The sequence below is a fragment of the Candidatus Hydrogenedentota bacterium genome, assembly GCA_012523015.1.
Taxonomy (GTDB): domain Bacteria; phylum Hydrogenedentota; class Hydrogenedentia; order Hydrogenedentales; family CAITNO01; genus JAAYBJ01.
In genome coordinates, this window is sequence record JAAYJI010000247.1 from 1 (window position 1) to 9109 (window position 9109).

General features: G+C 51.5%; 10 protein-coding genes. 8 read left to right on the forward strand and 2 right to left on the reverse strand.

Annotated elements, in window-relative coordinates:
• The coding region (locus GX117_10815) for a hypothetical protein (protein NLO33829.1) at positions 1 to 1160 on the reverse strand (1160 nt) is incomplete at its 3' end.
• Positions 1161 to 1340: 180 nt separating this feature from the next.
• Here GX117_10815 and GX117_10820 point away from each other — a divergent pair.
• Both GX117_10820 and GX117_10825 read left to right on the forward strand, forming a co-directional pair.
• Positions 1341 to 2042, forward strand: coding sequence for a DNA methylase (locus GX117_10820; GenBank protein ID NLO33830.1), 702 nt, complete (start codon positions 1341 to 1343; stop codon positions 2040 to 2042).
• A 78-nt stretch (positions 2043 to 2120) separates the two neighbouring features.
• A complete protein-coding gene (locus GX117_10825) occupies positions 2121 to 2948 on the forward strand; it encodes a sulfite exporter TauE/SafE family protein (GenBank protein ID NLO33831.1) in 828 nt (275 codons plus the stop codon).
• Between the two features lie 110 nt (positions 2949 to 3058).
• Here the strand turns inward: GX117_10825 and GX117_10830 are convergent, their stop codons facing one another.
• Complete coding sequence (locus tag GX117_10830) at positions 3059 to 4291, reverse strand: hypothetical protein (GenBank protein NLO33832.1); 1233 nt, start codon at positions 4289 to 4291, stop codon at positions 3059 to 3061.
• Positions 4292 to 4524: 233 nt separating this feature from the next.
• On the opposite strand from GX117_10830, the gene GX117_10835 reads away from it, so the two are divergent.
• From GX117_10835 to GX117_10860, 6 genes are all read left to right on the forward strand, one after another.
• On the forward strand, positions 4525 to 5457 hold the full coding sequence (locus GX117_10835; GenBank protein ID NLO33833.1) for a glucosamine-6-phosphate isomerase: 933 nt from the start codon (positions 4525 to 4527) through the stop codon (positions 5455 to 5457).
• 12 nt (positions 5458 to 5469) lie between these two features.
• On the forward strand, positions 5470 to 6234 hold the full coding sequence (locus GX117_10840) for a TatD family hydrolase (GenBank protein NLO33834.1): 765 nt from the start codon (positions 5470 to 5472) through the stop codon (positions 6232 to 6234).
• A gap of 122 nt (positions 6235 to 6356) precedes the next feature.
• A complete protein-coding gene (locus tag GX117_10845) occupies positions 6357 to 7088 on the forward strand; it encodes a tRNA threonylcarbamoyladenosine dehydratase (protein ID NLO33835.1) in 732 nt (243 codons plus the stop codon).
• Between the two features lie 2 nt (positions 7089 to 7090).
• The gene (locus GX117_10850; protein NLO33836.1) at positions 7091 to 7912 is read left to right on the forward strand and encodes a glycerophosphodiester phosphodiesterase family protein; all 822 of its coding nucleotides are present in this window, start codon (positions 7091 to 7093) and stop codon (positions 7910 to 7912) included.
• Between the two features lie 5 nt (positions 7913 to 7917).
• Positions 7918 to 8808, forward strand: coding sequence for a glycosyltransferase family 2 protein (locus GX117_10855; protein NLO33837.1), 891 nt, complete (start codon positions 7918 to 7920; stop codon positions 8806 to 8808).
• Between the two features lie 84 nt (positions 8809 to 8892).
• The coding region (locus tag GX117_10860; protein NLO33838.1) for a hypothetical protein at positions 8893 to 9109 on the forward strand (217 nt) is incomplete at its 3' end.

The window sequence follows — 9109 nt, forward strand, 5'->3', positions numbered from 1 at the left end:
ATCAGCACCATGACAGGGCCGCCGAAATAAGGATCTTTCGGCTCAATGGTCAAGGACTCCTCTTCGTTGAGGGCGAAACCGCCTTTGTCATAGTCAAAAGCGACGAGGTTCCTGTAGAACAGCGGGCTTTGTGTGAAGTGCCCCGCATACTCGACTGCTAAGAGATCTTGACCGCCTGCATTGCCGCGCAGATCAAGGATGATCCCTTTCACTTCTGCTTTGGTAAATTGTTCGATAGCCGTTCGGAAGGCGCGGGCGGGGAAGGGCATGACCAGCGTGGCAGCGTGGCAGTGGATGTTTATATAGCCAATATTGCCGTCAAGGATTCGTGATTCGAAGGGCGCGTCAAACTCGGATATGACTTTACCTTCGGGTATGAGATCATGAAGCGTTCGATAGAAATCGCGCCGTGCTTCGAGGCGGCTGGTCCATAAGGCTTCAGAGCCCGGTTTCTTGTATTTTAAGAGCGCCTTCGCGCCGATGGGTGCCCGTGTCAGCAAGGCGCATTGTTCGAGGATGCGGCAATCCCTGGTGGCGGCAGGGGCATCTCCCCACAGGAGCGGTACTTGTTCTAAAGCCTCGGCAATGGGCAGTCCGTTCCATTCAATAACTTCGGAGCCCCATTCCAAACCTGCCATGTCGGCGAAGAAACCCGGTTCTACGCGAACGACAATGATACGTCCATCGTCTAAGGGGAGGATTGAAAAGCCGAAGGCGCCGCCGATGGCGTCGTTGCGGTAGGTTTCCTGCGTATTGATGTTGATCCCCGCATCGGGAATGGCGTACAAGTAGGATCGAATCGCCTTATAGTAAGCGGCGTTATCTTTGGCATCCATGGCGGCTTGCACTTGAGGTGCCCACGCTTCATACAAGCCGTCCCAATCCAATTCTTTCCATTCTGTGAAGGGATATTCGCGGGTCAATTTTTGGTGCATCGCTAAGAACGCATCGTCCCAATCTCGGTTTTGGAAATTGCCTTCCCGATAACTGCCGAAAAGATTTCGGATAGGTTCCATGGTGGGCAAAGGCACGCTGATATTTGCGAGGGGCAGTTTGGAACGGACACAACCGGAAAATAAAGAAAGGCTTAGGGCGATGACAGCCACGCTGCATAACGCTATGTTCAGTATAGATGTACGATTCTGCTTCGGTGTATTCATCGTGTAGTCTCGAGGGGGATAGATTCGTCAGCCTTGCAGGAGAGCTTGCCTCTCTACAGCATTGGTATTGTATCATATTTGTATCAATAAACTCGTGTTGGTCTCCGAGCTCGTGTGAACAACGCGCTTTATTCCTTCGCTCTATTGAAGTATTTTTTTATTAACGCAGAGATTTTAAGCATGGCCTATAAACCGACACTGATGACAACAACGCTTTGGGATTTTCCATCGCAGCAATACGGCGACGAATCACAAGGAAGCAAAGACTATCGCGGCGCCACCCCTGCCTACATCCTTTGGAACCTGCTCCAACGGTATACGAAGCCCGGTGAATTGGTGGTAGATGTGATGGCTGGCAGCGGAACCACTTTGGATGTTGCCCGTGATCTGAAGCGCCGTGCGCTGGGCTATGATGTGAATGTAACCCGTCCCGATATTTTTAATTGTGATGCCCGCTCCCTCCCTTTGGAAGATGAGAAGGCCGCCTTTGTTTTTTTAGATCCCCCTTATTCGACACATATCCACTACAGCGACGATCCCCGTTGTATTGGTAAATTAAGTGCGCGCTCCGAGGATTACTACCTTTCCATGGAAAAGGTATTTGACGAGGTCGACCGCATTCTCCGCCCCGGAAGGCATATGGCGCTGTATGTGAGCGACTCCTTTCAGAAAGGGAAAGCATTTTGCGCGATCGGTTTTGAGCTTTATCAACGTTTATGCGCACACTTCGACACGACCGACATTGTCTGTGTGACACGGCGCAATAAGACGCTGGACAAAGGGAATTTTCATCGAGCGGCTATAGAGGGCAATTATTTTTTGCGGGGCTTCAATTATCTCTTTATCATGCAAAAAAATAAAGAGCGAGAGAAAAAGGGCTGAGGGAAGTTTCAATCTGCGGGCGCGGGATGCCTCTTCATTCTGATGCGCCCGATCTGTTGAGGAGCCGAAAGGAGTCTGATGTTTTCTGCCTATATGCTTGACGGGGTATCGCCCCTTGTGTTTTGGATCTTTGTTGCCATTGCCATTCTCATCCAAGGCATTAGCAAATCCGGTTTTGCCGGCGGCGCGGGCATCCTGTCCATACCGTTAATGATGTTGGTCATGCCGGTAGACAGGGTAGCTGCGTCCCTGTTGCCACTCCTTATCCTCTTGGACTTGAACGCCATTTATCATCATCGGCACAACAAAGATTGGAAACTGATCGGCAGGATTTATGTACCGGCAGTGGTTGGCATTATTTTAGGCTCCCTCGTTTGGTGGCAGGTGGGCGAGGCGGGCATCGAACACTACGGCGTTTATATCAAAAAGTTTGTGGGTGTCATCGCATTGTTTATGGCTTTCTATATCTTTGCGAAAGAGGTGTCTTTGGAATGGGTTCGTGATAAAAAAGCCGGCCCATATATGGCTTGGGTTGCGGGAATTTGCGCGGGCTTCGCGTCGACCATCGCCCATGCTGCGGGGCCGATTGTCAGCCTCTTTGTCTTTTCGCAAGGTCTGGGCAAGACGCTTTTTGTGGGTACGGTGGCGTGGTGCTTTACCTTTATTAACTTAACGAAATTGCCCTTTTACATCATAGTCGATTTGATTGATTATTCTGTTCTGCGCTTCGATCTGGTGCTTCTTCCCTTGATTCCGCTCGGATCCTATCTGGGGAAATGGATGCACTTTCGGGTCTCTGAAAAGCTCTTTAATCGGATCATCATGGTCTTGACGCTACTGGCGGGAATTCAGCTGCTCTTAAACATTAACCTTGTTCGTTGGGCACTCGAGGCGCTTTACAACTGAGGGTCACGACGGGGCTGCGCCGCTGTCCTAAAATAAAGGCGCGGCAACGCAATGGTGATAGCGTCGCCGCAGGGTGACTCGCCCATGTATATGGAAACTAGGGGATAATTTTACTTTGTGAAAGCGGCTTTCGGCGGATTGATATAGTCTTCGAAGTGTTGGGCAACCTTGGCTTCTTCAACAGTACCGCTGTGTACATAGATGCGGTAGTTAAAGTCGAGGGACTCCCCTGATTTAATGGTATAGTCGCCGTTTTCGGGAATGAGCCCTTGGTTATATTTCTTTTCGTTGAAATAAGAATAGCCAAAGGCATTGGCGCCCATGAGCCCGTAGCTGCGCACGTGCCAGCAGGAGGGATACCGCAGGTTCGTGGGATTGTCGAAGATGGTCAGACCGCGCCAGCCGACTTCGGGCACATCACCGGAGAAATCACACCATGGCGCCGGTTTGCCCCAAGTCCGCGCTTCATCCACATCGCCGAGGGCATTGGTTATCACCGCATTTTTTCGGCAAATATCAGGGCGCATACGGGCGCTTACAATACCGCCTTCTTTGGTGTCACTGAACAGTACATCGCCCCATCCGGCTTTGAAGCTGACGAATACATCAAAGAGCCGTGCATTTTCCGGGGTATTGTAAAAGCGGTATTCTCGGATTTCTTCGATGAGCGGATTACCGTCCTGATCTTCCCACACGTTCTCTGAGCGAATCCATCCGAAGGCGTCGCCTGAACCGAAGTCCACATTTTTGCACCGTTGGTTGCCTGCGCCGGAACCTTCGCCCCACAAATCAACACCGTTCACTTCGCCGAAGGCGGTCCAGAATGATTTTTGATGGGGATGATCACGGTCCGGTTTCGGTGTGCTCTCTTCGTCCATAGGATAATCGCGGGTGACGCTGATGCCGCCTTCCGTGTTCACGGGCCACAGAAAAGGTTTGCGCCATTGTGTGCCATAGTGATAGGCGGTGAAAAGGCTGCCGTTTATCGTGACGTCAATCACGTCTTCATCGGCACGCTTTTTCAAAAGAACCTGCTTGGCGGTTTCCGGTTGATCTTCGGCGGCAACTACTTCCGCATCGATTTTTCCGGCGGCATCCATGCTGTCCACAACAAATGTCAGGGAACCTTCCCGTAGGGTGGCAGGATAAATGTCTCCGTTTTGTGTGTTTTTAACGTTTAAGGCCGCTGCTGTCGTTTCACCAGAGAAAGGGATCGTGACGGGCACGTAACGATGGGCGGCGCTGCTTTCAATTTGTAGGGGCTGCGCGAAAATATCGGTTGTGGTAAGGGCCATTCCAAGGAAGAGGGCTGCGAGTACGATGGATCTCATGAGAGGCTGCATTTTAAATCTCCTGGTTAGCAGTGGGCGATGGGCCCTTAAAAGACAATAGGTGTTAGTGTAACAGATGAACTTTCTTGAGGTAAAGTTTCAATGAGAGGATCCTAGACGGGAAAGATGCGGTGCGTTGTGTTCAGGGAAAAGATATGGTTTTGCCAAACCACCCCTTCTTGGGCGATAATGATTTATCTTTTGATTGTGGTCTAAGCAACAAAACTGAATGAGAGGAGAATGTCATGCGTAAACGCAGTGTTGTCGCGCCCGATTGGTGGGATTATACAACCTTGGATGATGCCTTGCTGGCCGATGTAGCATCGTTGACCGAGAAGGATATTTTTCAGTTGTCACGGGAAGGCTTCCAAGTGGTGTTCCACGAGACGTTGGAAGATTTCTATCTGGCTGAGGCGCTGGAATATATTGAGGCGTGGCGTGATTCGACGCCGGACAATCCTACCGGTATTTGCGGGCCCATTGGTCCCACCGAACAATTGCCGCTGGTAGCGCGTCTGGTCAATGCACTTGATTTAAATTTGGCCAAGATCAACGCCCAGTTCTGGAGCATGGACGAATGGGTGGAAGATGGCAAGCCCGTCGCGCCGACCCATCCTTTGTCTTTTAAGAAGGCGGACATGGACCTTTGCTTCAATCTCATGCGCCCCGAACTGCGTATCCGCGATGAGAACATGCACTTCCCTTCCATTGATCTTGAGGGATTCGGTGCTACCTTCGACGCTATGCGCTGCATGGTCATGCAAGGCGGTCAGGGCGATGTGAAACATTGGGCGTTCAATGATCCACCGAAGCGTGAAGGTCAGTGGATTGACGAGCCGCCGTCGCCCGAAGAATATTGCAAACTTGGCTCGCGCATGGTCGACCTGCATCCCATGACGATTATGCAAAATGCACGCACTTCCGGCGGAGGGCGTTTGTCCGATGTACCCACGCAAGCCATGACTGTGGGACCTGTGGAAACGTGGAAATCGGAACGGGTTTCCATTTGGCAGGCAGGCAATCATGATAATCCTTTCGGCATGCGGCTCACGGCTTTCATGATCAGTAAAGGACTGGCAGACAGCGCCGTGCCTATGAGCCTCCTCGCCAACCACCCCAACGTGGTCTTCCATTATTACCGGCCTGCTATCGGCACCTGCGAAGTTGAGATGCATTAAAACGAATCTTTTATGGAGCTTGTCGATGTACATTGTCATCTGGAAAACGATTTTTTCCAATCGAATCTGGATGAGACCTTAAGTTTTGCCCGACGGGCGGGAGTGCGTAAGTTGATCACGGCTTCCGCATATCCCGCCCAGTGGTCTCTTTCTGCCGAGCTGGCGCGCCGCTATGAAGCGGTGGAGTTCGCCGTGGGGATCCATCCTTGGTATTGTCCGGAAAGTGTTGATTCTCATCTTGCTTCGTTGGCATCGGCGGCGTTAGGAGCCGTTGCTATCGGTGAAATCGGCTTGGATGCGAAAACGCAGCGTTATCCCATGGCGCGGCAACTGGATATTTTGATTCCCCAACTAGAGCTTGCTCGGGACCTGGAGCTGCCTGTAGTGCTTCATTGCCGAGGTGCTTTCAATGAGCTGCTCATGCTGTTGAGGAAGTACGGTCCCGAACGGGGCGGCGTTGTGCACAACTTTTCCGGCAGCCCGGAGTTGGCGGAAGAACTGATCCAACACGGCTTTTCCTTCAGCATGGGCGGCGTGTTGACTTGGCGCAATAGTCCGAAGCGTGCGCGCTTGCTCCGTGCCATTTATCCGGATCATTTTATGTTGGAAACCGATGCGCCCGATATCCCACCTGTCGAGGCGCGGGGTACGCCGAACACGCCTGCCAATATTTTATACGTCCTTCGCGCTGCCTCAGAGATCTTGGAGCGACCGGCCGAGGAAATTGCCGCCATGACGACGCGCAACGCGGCGCGCCTTTTTGATCTTCATCTCTAAGGAAGAGATTAGTCTATTCTTCGGGCTATTGAGGTGAGGGGATCCCAAAGAAAATGTAATAATAGGGTGAGAACACGCTATGAAACGGTATCAGGAAAGGAATGTTCCCCAAGGAAGGCTCTATGGACAATGCCCATGAACAAGAAGACCGGCTCCATCGCACCCGCATTTTGGTCGGCGATGATGGAATTGATCGTTTATGTCAGGCGCGTGTTGCGGTCATAGGTCTTGGCGGTGTGGGTGGTTATGCCGTTGAAGCCTTAGCACGGGCAGGGATCGGTACACTCCTGCTCGTGGATTCAGACAAGGTGGAGCCGACGAATCTGAATCGGCAGCTCCTCGCATTGACGGCTACGATAGGTCACTATAAAACGAAAGCGGCGAAAGAACGTGTCGCCTCCATCCATGCCGGGACGGAGGTTATAACGCGCTGTATTTGTCTGGATGAATCCAACATTGACGATTTAGGATTGACGAGGGAATGGCATGTCATTGATGCCATAGACGATCTGTCTGCCAAAGCGGCGCTGCTTCGCTACCTTTACGATCATCAGATTTCCTGTGTCGCCAGCATGGGCGCTGGGCAGCGTCTTGACCCGCTCCGGATCAAGGTGGCAGACATTAGCCGCAGCCATGGCTGTCCCCTTGCGCGCCGGCTGCGGCAACGGCTGCGCGCTTTGGGAATTGTCAAAGGCATTCCCTGTGTATTCTCTGATGAAGTGCCCTTACGAGGCGCGGCCGCAGACGCCCCCACGCGGGATCAGCCTATCGGAACGATTTCTTATTTACCTGCCCTCTTTGGCATGATGGCTGCCGCCACCATTATTAACACCATTCTACACGGAGACACTTGATCATGATCTATTCCATATTGCTTACGAGTATGTTGCTGCTTCAGCCGCTTGCCTTGGAAAGTCCCGTTGCCATCGCGCCGCGCCATGGCGGGATTTATGTGGTTGCCCATCGGGGCGTGCACAGCGGCATTCCTGAAAATACACTGGCCGCTTTTCGCAAAGCCATTGAAGTAGGAGCTGATTTTGTTGAAATTGATGTGCGCGAAACAAAGGATAAGCAGTTGGTCAGCGTGCATAATCATGAGGTAGACGCCTATACGAAAGATGCTGTCGGCGCGGTGCAGAACTACACCCTTGCCGAATTAAAAGCCATGGATATCGGCGGCCGTGTGGGAGAGGAATGGAAGGAAGAACGCATTCCGACCTTGGAAGAAATCCTTGAGTTATGTCACGACAAGATTGGTATTTATTTGGATTTTAAATATGCAGATATGGAAGATGTTGTGGCGCTCATCCGAAAATACGATATGACCGATAAGGTGATTTGGTATGTGGGTGGGCTGTATTTGCGGCAATTGATCAAGCATTGCCCCGAATGCGTTCCCATGCCCGATCCCGGCGCTGAACGAAATCTTCAGCGCATATTAGATACGGTAAAGCCGAAGTTTGTCGCGTCAACATGGCGGCATATTAGCGAATCCTTTGTGAAGACCTGTCATGATGCCGGCGCGTTGGTCATTGTCGATGATGGCGGCCCTGAAACATGGGATAGCTTGCTCGCATGGGGCGTGGACGGCATACAAAGCGATGATGTGGAAGCGCTTATTGAGCACTTGCGCGAGTATAAGCAAGGAGATGCGTCCGTCGAATCGGACACAGACTAAAGCTTATGGAACCGGATATTTCCGTTATTATCCCCTCTTATAATGCAGATCCTGCGTTGATGCGGATCTTATACGATTCGTTGTTGCGTCAGCATCTGCAAAACTTCGAGGTTATTATTGTTGATGACGCCTCAAATGATGGGGCCGCTTACGACTTTATTTTAGATTCACGGTTTCGCATCTTGCATCAATCCGAGAATAGAGGACCCGCCATCTGCCGCAATTTGGGTGCGAAAGCTGCTGCGAGCGATTGTCTGTTTTTTACGGACACCGATTGTGAACTCGAAGCGGATACCTTGATGGAGGCGGTGGACGGCTTGCAAGGGGGCGCTATCCTTGCCGGCAATACGGTGACGCGTGGGGTGAGTCCTTTCGGTAAGGCTGTTGCGTTACTGGGTTTTCCGGGCGGCGGTCTGCTGGGCTTTGATAAGGTGTGGCGTGTCGACGAAGAAGGGTACACCGCCAGTTTCAGCAGCTGCAATCTTGCCTTCCGCAAAATTATTTTTGAGACTTTGGGCGGCTTCGACACCAGCTTCCCCGTGGCAGGCGGCGAAGATACGGTGCTTGCGTGGCACGCCATACAATCCGGTGTCCGTATCCGTTACCGGCCCGCCATGCGTGTTTACCACATAGAAAAAAATACCTTCCGCGATTTCAAAGCGTGGCAGCTTGTTCGCGGCCGTGGAAATTACCATATTAAAAGGCGTGTTGATCATGTGGGCGGTTATCTGAAATTGCGGGTGTGGACTTTTACCAATAGTTTCCGTGCCGCGGGATTGCGCTATACGCTACCGGTTTTGTGTCTCCTCTGTTTTTCGGTTTATTACCAAGTGAAAGGTATGTTTTTAGAAAAGCGAGCGATGAAGAAGCGACAAGAAAAGAGCGCTGTCGACTAAAAAGGAAGAGGCGCTGCGTTGTTCTAAAAAATAATGCAGGCACAATTTATTTTTTTGGCTTGCTCTTCATGAATCTTGCTGTGTATGCTAAACGCCATGAGCCTATCAACCTCCATAGAAAATAATGATCTCCCCAGCTCTCCGACCACGGAAGCGACTTTGCTCCGTGTAAAGGATCTATCCGTTATTTGTCAGACCGATCAAGGGGCGGCTCGTGCGGTGGAGCACACCTCCTATGAGATAAAAACTGGTACGACCTTGGCGATGGTCGGCGAAAGCGGCTGTGGAAAAATCGTGAGCG

What these genes read in the sequence shown, in the direction of transcription:
- GX117_10820 (NLO33830.1), top strand. Translation starts at nt 1,341, where the DNA reads ATGGCCTATAAACCGACACTGATGACAACAACGCTTTGGGATTTTCCA.
- GX117_10825 (NLO33831.1), top strand. Translation starts at nt 2,121, where the DNA reads ATGTTTTCTGCCTATATGCTTGACGGGGTATCGCCCCTTGTGTTTTGG.
- GX117_10830 (NLO33832.1), bottom strand. Translation starts at nt 4,291, where the DNA reads ATGCAGCCTCTCATGAGATCCATCGTACTCGCAGCCCTCTTCCTTGGA.
- GX117_10835 (NLO33833.1), top strand. Translation starts at nt 4,525, where the DNA reads ATGCGTAAACGCAGTGTTGTCGCGCCCGATTGGTGGGATTATACAACC.
- GX117_10840 (NLO33834.1), top strand. Translation starts at nt 5,470, where the DNA reads ATGGAGCTTGTCGATGTACATTGTCATCTGGAAAACGATTTTTTCCAA.
- GX117_10845 (NLO33835.1), top strand. Translation starts at nt 6,357, where the DNA reads ATGGACAATGCCCATGAACAAGAAGACCGGCTCCATCGCACCCGCATT.
- GX117_10850 (NLO33836.1), top strand. Translation starts at nt 7,091, where the DNA reads ATGATCTATTCCATATTGCTTACGAGTATGTTGCTGCTTCAGCCGCTT.
- GX117_10855 (NLO33837.1), top strand. Translation starts at nt 7,918, where the DNA reads ATGGAACCGGATATTTCCGTTATTATCCCCTCTTATAATGCAGATCCT.